This is a genomic window from Segatella salivae DSM 15606 (genome assembly GCF_000185845.1).
Classification (GTDB): Bacteria; Bacteroidota; Bacteroidia; order Bacteroidales; family Bacteroidaceae; genus Prevotella; species Prevotella salivae.
This window is the reverse complement of the sequence record NZ_GL629647.1, coordinates 2620111-2637226: the sequence shown is the minus strand read 5'-3', so window position 1 is coordinate 2637226 and position 17116 is coordinate 2620111. Positions and strand designations below refer to the sequence as shown.

At 41.8% G+C, this 17116-nt stretch carries 6 protein-coding genes and 4 pseudogenes; all 10 read right to left on the bottom strand.

The window, feature by feature from the left end:
• Window positions 1-186, bottom strand: a pseudogene (locus tag HMPREF9420_RS14425) (preprotein translocase subunit SecE); the annotation flags it as partial.
• A gap of 694 nt (window positions 187-880) precedes the next feature.
• Window positions 881-1285 (bottom strand): annotated as a pseudogene (locus HMPREF9420_RS10395) (RHS repeat domain-containing protein); the annotation flags it as partial.
• 16 nt (window positions 1286-1301) lie between these two features.
• Entirely contained in the window at window positions 1302-1895 is a 594-nt protein-coding gene (locus tag HMPREF9420_RS10390; RefSeq protein ID WP_007135629.1) for a hypothetical protein, read from the bottom strand.
• A complete protein-coding gene (locus HMPREF9420_RS10385) occupies window positions 1855-11130 on the bottom strand; it encodes a SpvB/TcaC N-terminal domain-containing protein (RefSeq protein WP_007135628.1) in 9276 nt (3091 codons plus the stop codon). The genes HMPREF9420_RS10390 and HMPREF9420_RS10385 overlap by 41 nt, the downstream gene beginning before the upstream one ends.
• A gap of 83 nt (window positions 11131-11213) precedes the next feature.
• On the bottom strand, window positions 11214-12773 hold the full coding sequence (locus tag HMPREF9420_RS10380; protein WP_007135627.1) for a T9SS type A sorting domain-containing protein: 1560 nt from the start codon (window positions 12771-12773) through the stop codon (window positions 11214-11216).
• Between the two features lie 36 nt (window positions 12774-12809).
• Window positions 12810-14012, bottom strand: coding sequence for an outer membrane beta-barrel protein (locus HMPREF9420_RS10375; RefSeq protein WP_007135626.1), 1203 nt, complete (start codon window positions 14010-14012; stop codon window positions 12810-12812).
• A 17-nt stretch (window positions 14013-14029) separates the two neighbouring features.
• Window positions 14030-14745, bottom strand: a pseudogene (locus HMPREF9420_RS10370) (porin family protein).
• Between the two features lie 258 nt (window positions 14746-15003).
• Window positions 15004-15261: pseudogene (locus HMPREF9420_RS14965) on the bottom strand (helicase); the annotation flags it as partial.
• A 520-nt stretch (window positions 15262-15781) separates the two neighbouring features.
• On the bottom strand, window positions 15782-16657 hold the full coding sequence (locus HMPREF9420_RS10360) for an ISL3 family transposase (protein ID WP_007135622.1): 876 nt from the start codon (window positions 16655-16657) through the stop codon (window positions 15782-15784).
• Window positions 16654-16995, bottom strand: a complete 342-nt coding sequence (locus tag HMPREF9420_RS14765) for a transposase family protein (RefSeq protein WP_007135621.1) — start codon at window positions 16993-16995, stop codon at window positions 16654-16656. The genes HMPREF9420_RS10360 and HMPREF9420_RS14765 overlap by 4 nt, the downstream gene beginning before the upstream one ends.
• Between the last annotated feature and the right edge of the window lie 121 nt (window positions 16996-17116).

Genomic DNA, 17116 nt, shown 5'->3' with positions numbered 1-17116 from the left:
AATTCCGACAATTAATATGGGGGCAGAAGCAAATATTAACCTCTGCATGAAAATTGACCATGGATGCTCTTTATATGCTAGCAAACTAGAATGGCCATCCAATGTAAATAATGCTAAAAAGCAAACAATGGGTAACTCTATTAAAAGCAAAACTATATTCTTCCATTTATCTTTTTTTTGTTCCATCTAGATTGTTCAATATAATTCCATTTACACTATAGAAATTTGTTTTCTTTGCGTTTTCTTGATTATACCATGAGGATAATTTTCCATCAATTTCTCCTATATTAAGCTGTAGTGTCACTTTTTTAAGATCTTTTGCAGCATTAAATATATTTTTATTTTTTGTTGTTCCATGCACAGTGTCCCAAGATAAGTTTCCTTTTTTTATCTCACCAACTTTATCTACGTTTTTTATAGTTTTATTTCCTGTCACCCAATCACCTTCATAAGATAATTGAAGAGTGTAAGGAGTCTTAGGTGTAGAGAATTCATCACCTTCGTCCGAGGAAAGATGTAAAATTGTAGTAACTTTATAACCTGCATCTAATAAATATTGAGCTACACCAGCACCATAAGCGGAACCTTCGGAATGAGTTACCATTTTAAAACTCTCTCCTTTTTTCATTCCTGAAGTAAGTCTATTAAGATTATCTTTTGCAAATTTATATCCTGCAGCATAGCGATCACTCCCACTCATATCTCCTCCCCATAAGGACGATCCATCAATAAAATTTGTAGAATTAATAGGAGAATAATCTTTAAAAAAGGATTTAGCAGCTACTGTAAATCCGTCTCCCCAATAATTTGCTCCAGCAGAGCTACTACCAATAAGCCCACCTATAAAGCTATTCCAATAACCATTTACAAATAAAATCTTTTTCCCATCTGAATCAATCAATCTAATAGGATTAGCACTACAATAGACATAAGCCCCTATAGATTTATACTTCTCTGCCAACGGATCCACCCCATACCAAATACTTGCCATAGGATTCAAGTACCTTGCACCGTAATAGTACAAGCCAGTTTCTTCATCCATCTCCTTGCCGTTGAACTTATACGGTAGGTCCTCGCTACTACTATGCTCATCGACAAGTAGTTCACCATACGGGAGGTAGGCATCATACTGTGTAATGTTGGTATGGTCGTCTGTGATGTAAGACGTTGAGCCGAGGTGGTCACTGTGATAGAAGAAGGTTTCCTCCTTCGTAGTGTCATTAGGAATATAACTATAATCAGCCTGAGGGTTGTCCGTGTTGCTCGGATCATTCCAAGAGATTGGGGTATCAGAGGACATCTTATGGATCACGATAATCAAATTCATATCGAATAAGACGATTATTCATAAAATGGTATTCGCAATGATATGGCCAATCGGGAAGAGACTGGCTGTAAACAATCTCTACACCTTCAGCTGTTTTATATTGAACCTTATTCATCATCATCATTTTTTTTTCTATTTCTTTTATATCACAGCCAATATATGCACCTAGCCCAGAACAGAATTTTTTTAATAAAGTTTGTCGTATTCTTTTAGGTTGAATTATAGAATGAGAAGGAACGACAACGAATTTATCATACTGGTTTATATATCCTCCATAGTTTACGCAAAGTATTAGAAATTCTGTTCCATCAATATTACTGCACACAGTGCATTCTCCATAATTACTAAAATCTGTGACGGGAAATCTTTTCCCTAAAATATTATTTAGAGAAACGGTATCGTCTAGTATTATGCCATTAATAGATGTGTCTAACGGTACAGAAGCTTCCTTCTTTATATGTTCTGCAACATCTATTTTTCCCTTTTCTATTCTTCCTTGTCCAGTACAAGCTTGTATGTTAAATAAGCTATTGAGCAAGACGAGAATTATGTCTACCTTCATTGCCATAATTTGGGTTACCTTTTATGTTAAAATTAAAAATCATCCTATGTCTTCCACTAGGACCAATATAATTATTAAAGAAATTACCAAGATTTTTTAATTCTTCGTAACAACCGACTATACCAATGCAGCCCTTTGTTCCAGGTGAATTAGTATCTGGATGCACTCTAAGCCCCGATCTTCCATTATAATTCGGTAAGAGAACTTTCCATCCTGTACGTCCGTTGTTTAACATTCCAGACTCATTTGTTGGCACAGCACCAAGCGCTTCATAGGAGTTGTTAGGTGTAGGTCCATTAGCGTATGGACCACTATTAAACTCGAAAGTAGCTGCAGTATGTATTGTGCCATCAGAAAAGACAGCATTCAAATAGGCCTTCCCTTGGATTCCATATGGTGCATTACGTGAAGTATTCAAGTTTCTACCTGTTAATTGTTTGGCTGTTACAACCTTTCCTGAAAAATCCATTCTATATTTTGGAGCTTTTGAAATAATGAGGCGACGATCAGGAGTATATTGTTCTCGTGTTACTGCATATGTTTGATTATTTACAAAGAATCTTTGATACGATTTCCCTCTATAAATTAGTCCTGCTACAGCGGCTTGTTGCTTATTTTTAATACTTTCTCTCCAGACAATCCTTTTTTTGTTATCTTCAACCCAATGAGTCCCGTCTGGGTCTATTAGTCTTATAGGGTTATCTATACAATATACATAACACCCTGTTGATACATACTTCTCCGCCAACGGATCCACTCCATACCAAATACTTGCCATAGGGTTCAAGTACCTTGCACCGTAATAGTACAAGCCGGTTTCCTCATCGAACTGTTTGCCATTGAACTTGTACGGTAGGTCTTCGCTGCTGCTATGCTCATCAACTAATAGCTCGCCATATGGTAAGTAAGCATCATACTGGGTGATGTTGGCTTTATCATCTGTGATGTAAGATGTGCTGCCGAGGTGGTCACTGTGATAGAAGAAGGTTTCTTCTTTCGTAGTGTCATTAGGAATATAGCCATAACCAGCCTGCGGGTCATCAGGATTGCTCGGGTCGTTCCAGCTTACAGGTGGACCGGGGTTGGTATTCGGTGTGGTGTTCGGCTTCGGAGTCTGTACCCAACCCTGTGGCACATCATGGTTACCGAGTTCTGTGAGAACGGCATTATAACCAACACCCGTGTTCTCTGGATCACCATACGCACCCTTCATTGTAGGTACACCAGGTGCAATGCCCTGCTGTTTGTAGTATGCCTCTTTCTGCTTCTGTATCTGATTCATACGTTCAGCATAATCCTGCTGACCAGCTGTTACATATGAGCCGTTACGCCCATAGACATTATTGAACAGACCTGTTCCTATTCTTGAAGCAACTCGTTTATCACCAATGAAGTAATGCTTTGTAAAGCGAGTCTTATTTACAGAGAGGATACTTGCAGGATAAAGCGTGAAGTTATCCGTCTCGTGGAAGGTAATACCCTGTGGTGCACCATTGATATACACACCTTCCATCGTACCATAACTCTTCATAATACGTTCACCAGCAGCGTTGTAAGTATAACGACTCGTCTTGCCGTTATCGCTTAAGACCATCAGGCGGTTATCTTCATCCCAATACATCTCACGGGTAGTATTCGCCGAATCGTTCGTTACCAGCGTTGGATTACCGTTGGCATCATACGTGTAATGATCGTGACCAATCTGCGTTGGAGCCGTCGGATGGTTACTGTCCTCGTACTTATAAGCAAAGTTATAAGACTTAGCAGTCGTCGTTGAGTCCACCTTTTGTACCTTCGTCAGCGGCTCACTCATCCGTCCGAACGACATCACCATATCGTAACTTGCACTTTTTGCCTTACCGTTTGCATGAATAAGGCGGTTCAGATCATCATACTCATACGTATGCGAACTCCTTCCTCCCAGCTTCGCCTTGTTGAGTTTCGTCAGCGACGTTGGGTTGGCAGCATTCGTAATACCGAGGATATTATCCACAGCATCATACTGGTACCTGTTCTCCATCACAGTCTGACCGTCTGCTGTAAGGTTCATCACCTGCAGACGTTCACGCTGCTTGTCGTAGGTATAGGTAGTCTCCGTGCCGTTACCGAGTTTCGTATAGACCGTATGACCCTCTTTGTCGTAACCTATCCTATCAACAATAACGCTCTGACGTCCCTGTTTATTGCTCGTCATGCTCTCCACCTGTCCTGCAGCATTGTAGTGATAAGTTACCACTTCACCGTCAGGATAAGTCATCGTCTGCACACGGTTCCAGCTGTCATACGTAGCACCATAGACATAAGTCCGGATATCCGCCACGCTCGCCATCACCGTACGGACGGTCTTTGTCACCTCACCCTGCTTGCCATAGTAATACGCTTCACCACCCGAAGCATCCTCCACGAGGGCAAGACGACCGGCACGGTTATACTTATCGCCAGCCTTACCATAGGTGTAGGTAACACGATTGAAGAGATTTTCAGGATAAAGCACCTCATGGAGTCGTTCGAAGTCGTAGGTGTAAGAGATGTAACCCTTGTCAGATATCGACTTCCTAAGTTCTGCCGTGAGTTTCGTCAGGAGGTTGCCTGCCGCATCGTAAGTCATATCCGTCTCACCTGCATCAGGATGATTCACCATCAGTTTCCGACCAAGCAAGTCGTAGGCATATTTCGTCTCCTTGCCGTTAGGATGCTGAACCATCATCACCTGACCGACAGGGTCATAGCTGTACTTCACCGTGATATCCTCACTACGGGCATGCTGTACCGTCTCACGGTTGCGTCCCTTGGCATCGGTATAGCTCTCCGCATGTCGTCCCAGTGCATCCGTGACAGTTGTCTGGAGCATCGGTTCACCCTCATGACTGCCGATAGAGTAAGCCGTACGTGTCACACTGCCATCAGCAAGCGTCACACTCGTGGTACGGTCGTGTGTATCATACTCCGTCTTTGCCTGCAGATCACCCGTAGCATGGTTGTAAGTGCCGATGTTACCATAGCTCTCCGTCATTGGGTAATAAGCTGTAATGTTACGTCCGAAGGCATCGATGACAGCCCTTCCACTGACAATAGAGACCTTTTGATTGCTTCCACCAGACCACACCACACCCGTCTGCTTCGTCTGGACGGCACGCATCAGCGAGTCGGCAAAGGTATAGGTATCAATGTTTCCTTCCTTAGAGTAATGGATGGTATGTGCCTTACGCTCTGCAGGGAAGTACTCAAAACGGATAGTAAACGGCTGACCGCTTTCTATCTCATACGGAGCACGAATCGTCTGCTGACGTCCTAAGGCATCGTAGGTGTATTCCATCTTCTGCCCGTTGAGGTCGGTCGTTACAGACGGAGCATTCCAAAGACCATCATAAGCCGTGCTGGAGCTATAGCCATATGCATCCTTGACACTTGTCACAAGACTATGATAGCGGTCGTCATACGTATAAGCATAGAACATACGCTGATGATTGTAGTTCTCCGGCTTCGTCATGCGTGTGATGTTACCATAGCCATCGTAAGTCATGTTATAGACTGATGGCTTGTCACCGTTATGGAGTATAATCTCCGTTATCTCACCGTTGCCGTCCACCTTCGTTGAGCGTTCACGGTAAGTCTTACCGCCACTGCTGACAGTGATATGACTTGGAACACCAACGATATACTTATCGGCAATCTTATGATAGTTGATGTTTGCCTCTAAGCTATAGCCCGTTGTCGTCTCCTTATATCCCTGTAGGTTACCATAGTCATCGTAAGTATTATTGACAGCAACCGCCAGACTGTCTCCACTATTTACATCAAAGTTACTCTGAACAAGCGTCTTTAGGGCAGGGAAGACAACAGCGTCAGCCGTATTATGACCAACGGCGAGTGTCTTCAGGTCGTAGTCATATAGAGACCCCTGCAGTTTCTTTCCATCAGCGGTATAGAGATACTCACTCGTAACAAGTCCATGCGCATAGTAATCCCTGTTCTTACCATAGGCCTGTACGGAGTAACGATAGAGTCTATCACCATTCTCTGTGTCTATCTGATTAGTACGTACCTGCTTGAAACCATAGAAGTCACGCTCACGGCGGTCACGATAGCCACCACTATATTCAAAGGTATTCCTGCTTCGTACCGCTCCGTTCTCCTTGTATCCACCTGTCGTCTCAACAGATGACATCACCCAGCGACGTCCCGGCAAGTCGTAACTTGGAGTTGTCTGCTCATAGTTGATATTGATATGTCCACCGAAAGGAAGCGTCACAGAGCGCAGCATGTTCGTTCTGCCCGTAAGGTTACGATAAACAACAAGCTGCTTTGCCCCGTCAGATATGATAAGATCGGGACGTCCGTCACCGTCGATATCTCTCAAGGCTGCACTTGTGAAACTAACACCACTTGACCAAGATTTAGTAGCCTTAGCTGTAATTCTTAGTTTTAAAAACAGAATGTGTATTGGAATGGAAACTGAGAAATTACCATATTGAGAAACGGACGTTGCCAATGACTCATTGAAACGACCTTGTTGCTCTTCGGAATAAGGAATAAAACCAGAACCCGTATTCAGCATTATAGTGAACTTTTCACCACTGCGAGTTATCTTATCAGGTAAGCCATCACCATTAACATCTATAAAAGATACATTATATTTGGTTGTCGTCTTTGTTCCGTTGACACCGAAAGAAATATCAGCATTACCAAGTACCCCAATGGATGTACCAAGTCCTGCACCCCATGTACTATTTTCAGAAGACTCCAACGAAGTTACACCACTACTCTCCTCATTTGTAAAGTTATATCCAAGACCAAACTTCACCTTGTCATCAAAGAGCATATCAGGTAGTCCGTCACCATTGAGATCTATCCAATCACTCTCTGTATGAGACGTTCCTGATGTAAAGTTTCCGCTAGCGCTCACAGACACACTGGAGATAGCATTACCATTGGATGAATTATGTGTATCACTACCGCCTGGAGTTTGATCGTCTTGTGGTTTAGGGTTGATACTAATAGCTAAAGCGTTCTTTGCCGAAGCCTGTTTTGATAGACTTCCATTTGCTCCGACAGTAGAAGAGCTTGCTTTGAATCTTGGTCGACTGACATTTAATTTCATGCGATCTTCACCAAGTGTACCCGTTGCTTTTGTGTATTGAGTAACAATACTGCCATCCACTTCCTCTAACCAATCAGGGTAACCATTACCATTGATATCCATTAGAGCTACCTTGCTATAAGAAGTCTGTGTACTCTTGCTGCCACTGAGTCCTGCATAGGAGATTCCACCGCTTACACCATAGCCATTACTCTTTGACTCACTCATGAGCACAGGGGCAGACAATTCACCTGCATTCTTAGCATAATGAACACTGTCTATTATGATAGCATCCTCGCCGATACGAGAGCTACAAATTGTATCTAAAGAGATAAAAACATGTTCAGACCCACCAATATACATCCTCTTGTTTGTGTCATAGCCCATCACAAAGAAACGCTGCTCATTGACAGGAGTAAGACTCTTTGCAAGTTGATTGCCATCGTGCGTGGATTTATAATGCTCAGCTATATCCTTATATTTATCCCTGTCAATGGTCAGTGCTGATACTTCTATTGGCTGGGAGGCATAAGCTTTATTGCCGTTATAAGCAAATTGTCCCCATCCTCGGTAGAGCCTGCCATAATCAACAGAATTATACCCAGAGAACACACAAGCCTCTAACGTATCCACAAGAACACGCTGCTCAGCAGTAACAACTGTGGATGTAGCACTTTGGTAAGAAAGGCTATCACGTAAGAAACTAACTTTAGCATAAGTAGATTTAGCTAATTCATTACTTATTGCAAAAGTAGCAGTTACCTTACCTGTATTTAATCGTTTAATAAGTGTTGTGTCTGTAACTACGATAGTATCTGCTTGGAGCGTATTGGATGTATTCAAACGACAGGTATGATGCAATACGGGTAGTCCGTTTTGATCATGTAAAGTGAGGTATACTGTGGCAGTATCAGTGTCATTCTTTTTATCTTTGCGCACAACAGAAAGTGCTGGAACAATGAAAAGTTTAGGACGGTATTTCCTATTCAATGCGGTAACACCCTGTTTCAACACTTTACTCTCTGCTATACTTACAGGCTTGTTGAACATCCTACGAGATGCTACAAAACGTACGTTTTCTTGGTCATCTTCATAATTATAGTTACCTGTCCATTGTACCTTTGTCCAATCAACTGGGGATGTAGTCGTAATTTCGAAGAAGTATGAAACAGAATCTTTCTCATCTATGTTACCGGTATAGTCATAGGAACCATTGACGATACTGTCAGCAGGAAGTTTAAGTCGTTTTACTATCGTTTCACCATGATGATCCAATCGTGTGACGATAAGTGTAACATCATCAGTAGTCTTTTCTTTCCTATAAGGGGCGTGGAGCGTAACCTTACCACTACGATTAAAGATTGCTACATTGTTTTCACCCTCTATATAATCAGCCTTACTATTATATGCTTTTAAGTCTTCTGACAGATACCGATCCTTGCCAACAGGCAAAGATATATAAGTAATTATAGGATTCCAAAGGACCTTATCATCCTCACCATCATATCGGGACTGAAGACGGAAGAAGATTCTGTCTCCTGCTTTTACATCACAGTTAAGATTATTGGTTTTGCTACCAGCTTGTAATAAAGAGTCACGAACCATGAAACCATTGCCCTCATGTTGAATGCTGTAAATGATACCATCCCCTTGATTGCTAAGCTTCTTTATAGTACTTTGTATATTAACTCTACCATTAAAGGGTGCGTACCACATACGGACAGCATCATTTAGTGGATATTCCTTTTCCAAGGAATCACGGATGACCTTATAGTCTGGGATAAAATGTTTATCAATAGGAGCCCCTTCGCCAATAATAGGATTGGCAGTTACACTACTTGCTGGACTAAATACTGGTTTCCCGTCTACAATATGATTAAAATATACCTGACCATTGACAGCTATGTCCGTAAGACCATCACTGTTGAAATCATAAAGATAGGTGGTTGTCTTGTCTTGATCTTTTGAATGTGTATAAGAAATTCCAACAGAGGCTTTAAGTTTACCAATAAGACCAACTTCAACAGCTGCATCAGCATTAAGAGAACGACTGGTACTATTACCATCAGAGAAAGAGTTTACTCCTGATATCAATATTGTTTTTCCGAAGAGTAAATTCTTTCCATCTGCACTCATGTTCTTACGATAGTAAAGTTTGTCACCTCGTTTGAAGAGCTTATCTGGCAACCCGTCACCATCAATATCTACAAAAGCAATTTTACCTGAATTTGAACTCTTACTATTAGAGATAGATGGACCAATATTTACTGTTCCAGCAGCGAAGCCAATACCTACCATTGTTCCATAACCCGTAGTGTGGCTTTTTGAAGCTCCACCACCAAGGAGACTTAGATTGTCATCACACCCACGCACCGAATGGCTGAGGAATGCCTCGTAATCTTCTCCTTCGGCCTTCCATACCTCTGCTTTAGAAGAGAAAAGTCCATTTCTAAGGTCATTGTAATAGTCAAATGATTGTGTAGCAACCTTACCATCCCTACTATCGTGCTGTTCAATGCTCTTTAGCAGTATTTTTCCGAACGGCCCTTCTTCATAGTTTAAGGTATAACTGCGGAGCTGCTGACCATTATTCTTCACAGTGACCTTACGGAGTAGCCCTTTGTCCTTTTGCATTATGCCCAGCCTTCCGCTACTCGTTACATCTTTTCGGTCTGTGGCTATAGAGTCAATATCGAATTCTATGCTATACAGTCCTTCCGTCTCCCCGAATCCTGTCCATGTATAACGTTCCGGATAAAGGTTATTGCCAGACTTCATGTAATGGAAAGCGGCAAAGTTTCCGTGAACATCGGTAACACGGTCAAGTGCCCATTTGATACGGTTCCCTTTGGTGTCGGTAAGAGAAGTAGCATCACTGACATGACCACCATGACCACCATAACTGTAGACTGTACCATCCTTACCAGTCACTTCCCAGTAATAGTTCTTCGGGCTGTTACCCTTTCGAATAATCCTACTGAAACCACCTTCAGTCATTGGATAGAACTGCTTGTCAGCTTGTCTTGCCAGAGAATCAGTCCTACGATAGAGTCGGTCACTGAGCTGCTGTCCCATGAGAAGATAGCTCTCAGTCTCTGACTTATCATCAAAACGTGGTACACCCCATCGGGTCTCTATGTCAATGCTCTGTACAGGAAGACTCCATCCATAGCCAACAAAGCTACTACCGCCCTCACTGCTGTACTGTAAGCCGGCACTTACACCAATATCATTACGCCCTGCAGGAACTTCGAAAGGATAGGACAGTGTTGCCGTACCATTCTGATTAGCTGATGGGGCTTCAATCTGCTGAATACCCGCTGCTGGGTCAGCAGCCTTCAGCTCACTGATACCTGTAGGGACATAATTCTGTGTTTCGGGAATCTCTGGAACCTTGATGATACCGTTGATGACATCCGTAAAGTGTGATGTCTCTGCCATTGCCACCTCACGTTTAGTATCAATACCTTTTGACTGGAGCATTGTCCAGCGTTGGTGCAGTTCATCATAGTAATAGGTGTGGATATCATCTACAGTATAGCCTTTCGGTATCAACATGCTGTCGTAAGGTACTGAGATACTTGCCAGATGATGGACAAAGTGATTACCATGAGGTAAGAAACGATAACCTGACACCGTATCGGTTCTTGCCATTAAGGTGTCACAGCCACCTGTAACGTTCACCATACCCGTAGGCAAGGTTGGTAATTCACCTTTTCTAAGTGGAGTAATACTGAGAACTTTACCCTTTTCCATAGCCTCACGTGGTACGGCAAGCTGGGCTCGTCCAACATTGAGCGTATCGCTGTCGGAGTTGGCAAAAAACTTGCTGACGGTACGTTTGCCTAAGTCTGCAAAAAGTCTTACAGATTTCCTGTTCGCCTTGTGAGTAGCTACACAATTCAACTTTTGATTTCTTACAACTTCTTTGGAAAATCTCTTCACAGAAGAGTTCTGTACACTGTTCTTGACTTGTGTTCGTAAGGAAGTAGCCTTTCGAGAAGTGCTATCTTTTTGTACAGAAGAGACTGTATCACTGGATAGAGAATCACTGGTTACAGTTTCTTTAGCAGAACGATTACTTCCACCATTACAGGAGTTTAGTATGATTCCTGCTAGCAACAGGAACGGAAGGAGGAGTGAATGTGTAGAATACTTCATTATTCTTGCTATTTTGTTTCAGGCCTAAAGGTCCTCAGTATATATACTTGCGTTGGAAAATTTTATAAAGGATAAAAAGAGAATTACTTTCTCACCAGCTTAAATGTCCTTTCTTTGCTACCACTTTGCAGTGTCAATAGGTAAACACCTGGCTGTGGAAGATAGACTTTAGTGGAGAAATATGTATCTGGCATATTCGTCTGACGACTGACAAGAGCTCCACCCGTCGTATAGAGTGCCATGTCCAATGGAGCAGCTTCGCTCAGTTCCACCTGAACACCGACATATCCATTCGCCGTTGGATTAGGACTTACACTTACATTCGCAAAGAAGTCACTATTTCCATCGGAAGGATTCATGGAAGGAATTTCTGTGATACCCGTCTTAGATATCTGAAACTCATTCTCAGACTTATTGCCCACATGATCTGTCGTTGTAAGGAGGTATTTCCCTTCTATGAGTCCGTCAGCAGACTGTATGCTATCACTTGTGGTACGATTGAAAACAGACATGTGTTCTCTCTGTAGGGTCATCTTGTAAGGGGCGATACCACCTGTTACTCTGACAGAAAGTGTTCCTGTGCTGCCGCTCTTCTCCGTTGGCTGCACTACTTCTATTGTTGTAAACATATCTTTGGCAGCTCGTAGCGTGAAGACATCACGCCTTCCTAACGGTATATTCTTAAAGACAATACTATCACCAACTGTCGTATTTGCCTTATGATAGCTTAGAGTTTTGACAGGAAAACTACCCGTTCCTGTAGGGTCAACGGCAAGATAGTAGCTCTCACCTTCTGCAAGAGGCTGTATCTGGCGTAGCTGCTTGCTATCAGCTACAATATCAACATTAGGCTTGTCAATCCGTGTTGCTGTATCCATCCATCTTCTACCGAGCCACTTGCCGTAAGCCTTACTCTGACGGAAAGAAAGTTTACCATTGTTGTCACCCCAAAGAATACTCTCACCATCTTCAAGAGGCTTGCTCATACTGATTGTAAGAAAACCGTCTTCCTCACAGCTCTTGGCTCTTGTCTTATGTAAGGCAGAAGCCTTGTCTGAGATAAGACCAGCTATACGGTGACTATAGGCTTTGTTGGTATAACCATTCCAAATAACCTCACTTCTTGAATTAAGGTAACTGCTGCGAAGGCTAACGTCATATTTCAAAGCAAGATAGCTTTCCACACGGCACCGTTCTGTATCAGAAAGGCGGCGATCGAAGACAGTATACTCAACAGTTCTACCATCAAGGTTCTTTACAGGCAACTTAGCATTCCCATTCCGACCGATATGCAAAGTCTGACCATTACCCATATTGGAAGAGGTCGTATAGCTATAAAGTCGCATTTCAGGCAACGAGTCCTTGGCATAATTCATGAATGTACCATCGCCAAGGTTAGCAGCACGTTCAGTTGTCTGTATACGGGTAATAGCTTTTCCACTTCCAAGAGACCATATTGCCTGCTCCTTTTCGCCATATACCTTACTTACGCCTATATAGGTAAGTCCAGCACCAGCAGAGACACGGACAGAGGTAGAATCGTGTGACCATACCATTGGCTTATCTACACCACCAGGGGTCTGAGCAGTAGCAGAAAGAGTGGATAGAAAGAAAAAAACTGCTGTGAGGTATTTATGTTTCATTTAAAGACCGTTTTAATATGATTGTAGTTATGCTGCTTATTTAGCTTTGCCAATAGGAAGACTGTAACCAATGGTAAGGCTGACAGTCTGAAGATTATTCATACGCTCCTGATAGCCATAGTCATTGGCACTGGTGCGGAGCATATCATTAAATCCGAAACCGTATTCCAGTCCTGCCTCAAGACCGTTCTTTATATCAACATAGCCAATTTTTATAGTAGGAATGAATACTACTCGTGCTTTGACAGATTCTCTCAGATGATCCTGGGTACGTTCAGCCTGCTGTCGGTATACCTCTCCAATGCGGTCATTGGTGAAGTCGATATTACGGCTACCAAACGGAATAGCGGCACTAATTCCTGCTCCCATATAGAACTTTGGGAAAGCATAGAAACGAAGCAGGACTTGTGGAGTAATGAAATTATAATGAAATCGTGTAGTCTCGGTTACATTTTCAGGTATCTTATGCTCTGTCAGCTTGCTGAGAATACGGGTGTAATCAATGCCCAGCTCAGCACCTAATCTACGATATTGCCATGTGCCAAAGATTCCAATACGAGGATTTACACCACCACGTTCATTCATTGTGAAAGTAGGGCGTATATCATAGTTCTCAATAATACTGCTTAATCCTGAAATGCTGGAATAACCAACTCCAGCTCTGAGTCCTATCCGAAAAAGGTGATAGTGAGGAAAAGAATAAGTTACCAAAGATAGTGATCCTTTCGGATTCTCCTGTACGATGGAGGGCTGACTATTCATAGAGTTGTCAAGAACATGTTCACCTGTTTTCTGATTAGTAGATTCATTGCCTGGTTCTTTCGTCTCGTGTTTTATACTGGCTGTTTTATCGTTTAAAGATGAAACGTCAGTTGATAATGATGGAGAAAGGATTGGCTGCTCTGACGAAAAATGTTTGCCATTAGCGGTTTTCCTTGTCATGCTTGATTTTTTAATTCTCCTTGTATTGATACTTGTAACGTTTCGGGACACATTCCCCAGCTTATTATATACACAATCTGAACGTCCCGAATCCTTCTGCACTTTTGTCTTGTCTAAAGAAGAAGAGACATGCGGTGTAGTAGATTGTGATGGTGCCTTGTCTGCTGTCTTTTGTTCTATACGCTGCTCAGACTCTGGCTCGTCATTAACACAGCGTTCTATACCCAAAAGAGCAGCTATGCCAAGAAAGATTCCTGCCAGAATATAACGTTTTTTTCTGTTGCTCTTGTCCTTCATAGATAAACTCATAAGGGTTAAAGTTTAAAAAGATAGCTGATACTAAGCTCTATGTTCTGTCCATGGGTTGAGTGTTCTGCCCAGTTATAGTCATTATGCTCTGTCTTGATAGTAGAGTTTAAACCATAAAAATAACGTAGGTCCACAGCCCAATGATGGTCTATTTCATATCCGAAGCCACCTCCAACAGCAATGTCTGGCTGTCCTGTCAGCTTCTCTTTCATCAGACGTTCCGTCTCAGCGACAGTGGCAAAATGATAGTTTGCAAACTTACTGTCTTCTTGATTACTCTCGTAAGATATGCCCTTGCCATTAAGGTTAGCTCCCGCGCGTCCTCCAATTGAAATATTTTGCGCCAAGGATAAATCTTCAACAGAGCAGATACGCCAATGTAATTATAACGAGGTGTAACCTTATAGTTTAACTCCTTATTATCATTATAGACAAGCTGTGATGCCTTCTGCCAATAGCTAAATCCGCCTTCAATACCAATGATGGAACCATCGACATGATATTGAGCAAACACGCCAACTGTTGGAGTAATTTGCCACTTGTCTTTGAAATTGTAATTGGAATAATAGTCTTCTGGAACAAGGAGCTTATCCATTCCTGTGTTGACAGACATTCCACCACCTAAACGGACACCTAACCGGATAGGTGAAACCTGCGCTGACAAGTTTCCCCCAGAAAGGAATAATACTGAAAATATTGCTGCTTTCAAGACTGTCTTCATCATACTCATACACTGTGGTTACATATTGTTAAGATGAGGCAAAAATACAAAAAAGAAAGAAAACAAATTCGAAAATGCACGGATTTAACACTTCCTGTGGTAAAATAATACCGAGGATATTGTAATATCCGGTTTTTATCTTAACTTTGCAATGGGATTAAGTGTTCTTTGAAGTAATGCAGAATAAAGAAAGGGAAAGAAACTCGCTCGTTTCCATCTCGTAACCCATTTACACTTTATTCATTCTTATTTTATTGATTATCTGAAAGATACGATATTCTTGAATCTTTTTCTGGCGTAGTCTGTGGCAATAAGCATCTTTGCCTTTTCCTCGCTCTCGCTAAGAGGTGCACGTCCTAAGATTGTGGCATCCCCTTTCTTGGCAAATTCCATCAACTTGCCGATAAATTCCTCTTGTTCAGGTGTCGGCGGAATGTTATGCAGTATCTCATTCTTCTCCGGTCTGTCAATTCCGATGTCCTTGGCTGTTCTGAAATCGCAAATCTCTGCATAAAAGTGTGTTTATGAGCCTTAGCCTATTGATTACAAGTTACTAGTTGGCTGTCGATTAGTCCAAGGGGAACGATTTAGAATCGTGCGAACTGCATTTTCTCTCTACGTTTTGCTACAACTCAAAGAACACTTAACTACTCCCCACAAAGGTATCTCATTCCTCCAATCTAACCAAAAGAACATAGGGTTTTATTTGTAGAAAAAGTATTCTCTAAAAGAGTAATAGGAGTGGAATATAAGTATCCCTATTACAGTCTTAATCAACCCATTGTGCTTGGTAGTAATGAGTTTTGCAAATTCACTCTTCGTGTCTATTATATCACTTTACATATGTGCGTATTTACGCGGTTTTGTGCAGTGAAAATAAGGAGATTGATCTGACTATCCAAGAAAAATCGTCACGTGAAGACTAAATGACAATCAGGCATCTATAATTTCATAATCACACATTCGTCAACAAAGAATAAAGTGCTAAAGAGGAATTAATCATTTCTCTCAAGCAGATTCAAGCATTTTTTTTGGTTCATCCGACATTTCGAGTGATACGACAGTCATGCAGTGCATAAAGTCGTAGAGTAAAGTATTTCTCATCCCTAAATCCATACGCATTTCGTTTCATAACCTTTATCTTGTTATTAATACCTTCAACTTTTCCCGTTGATAGGTGGCAATCGTACCAGGCAAGGATTCCTTTCTTATAGGTTTTCACAGTAACAGCCATTTTCTGTAGTTGGGTTACCTTACTTTGTTCAGCCTGCCTTACCCAGTCATCAAGCACTTTTTCTGCCATAGCTTTTGTGGTTTGCGACCATATCTGACGGAGTTGTTCCTTCAAATAGTATGCTTTTGACAATGGCTCATTCATAGCTAAGGCATTCTCAAGCCTTGTCTTGTGCTGTTTATCAAAGATGTCCGCACCATTGCCGAGTAGTAGATACCTTGTCCCTTTGAGTACTTTACGCTTATTTATATCTTTCTCCATACTATAAATTTTACGTCTAATATCATCAAGTTTCTCGTTCATTAACTTCACTACATGGAAATGGTCAAACACATGTACTACATTGGGACAATTCTCCATAACAGAGGCTATGAAAGCCGCAGATAGGTCTGTTGCTACATGTTTTATCTTTATATTCTTACGTTTGACTTTCCGCCAGAATTTCTTCAGAGCTTCACTACCCTTGCCATCGCCAACATAGATTATCCTACCACTGTCCAAATCCACGACGATTGTCTTATAGACATGTCCTTTTTTAACAGCAAACTCATCTATACCAATATTCTCTACACCATCTAAAGATGGAGGGCTATAATGACACTTAAGGTAAGAGGAGTGTATTTCCTTAACAGTATCCCATGATACGCCCAAATGATTCGATACGTCCTGAAGCGTCATCCACGAAGTAAATCTACTACATACTTGGCGAAGCGGTGAGTATAGCTGCAACTGCCAGTGGCAAAAGGAATTTTCTCCTGCTGATCGAAGTCACATTCCTTACATTTATAGCGTTGCACCTTCATGCGAATGGTTACTCGCTTGCCACCTATGGGAAGTCCAACAAAATCTCGCAAACGATACCCATTCTTTACAATAGAGCGTGCACCACAAGAAGGGCAACATCTTATTCGTTCTTTTGCTTGCACATGCAAGATAATTCTATTACCTTTGTACTCTACACAAGTGCACTCGTGGGTATAAAGACCCCAAGCATGATATAGGAAACTGCTCTTCATATTTGTACATTTGTTGGTGCATATTCAAATATACAATATTTGCAGCGGTTTCTTTTCGTATTTTATGTATTTATCACTCCAAATTCCGGAAGAACCAAAAATGTAGCAAAAGATAAGAAGT